The organism is Lentzea aerocolonigenes (assembly GCF_000955955.1).
GTDB classification, from domain to species: domain Bacteria; phylum Actinomycetota; class Actinomycetes; order Mycobacteriales; family Pseudonocardiaceae; genus Lentzea; species Lentzea aerocolonigenes_A.
Genome location: NZ_JYJG01000434.1, coordinates 1 through 352 on the forward strand (window position 1 = coordinate 1; position 352 = coordinate 352).

At 65.1% G+C, this 352-nt stretch carries 1 pseudogene; it reads left to right on the top strand.

Going from position 1 to position 352, the window contains the following annotated elements:
* Positions 1–226, top strand: a pseudogene (locus UK23_RS54325) (hypothetical protein); the annotation flags it as partial.
* Positions 227–352: the final 126 nt, after the last annotated feature.

Here is a 352-nt window from a genome sequence, read left to right on the forward strand (position 1 = left end):
CATCCACCACTGGGCAGACGGCGGCGAGACCTCTGTCGACAACGCGGTGCTCCTCTGCCGTCATCACCACAGTGAATGGGAAGTGAAACTGGCGGCCGGTATCCCGGTGTTCTATGCGCCTGCATGGCTGGACCCGGCCCGCAGGCCGAGACGCAACCTGCTCCACACGCCACCCGAACGCGCGCCAATCAGCTCGCGCGCAATGGCTGGCGCCTGCTCGAGGTAAAGCCGAAGGCGAGCCCCGCACGGCTATCAAGCGATGGCGAAGCCGAGCAGTTCTTAAGGCAGTGCGGAACTGGGCAACCGGTCATGACGTGCCCAGCCCGGCGATTGGGGCTTGACTTTGAGTGCG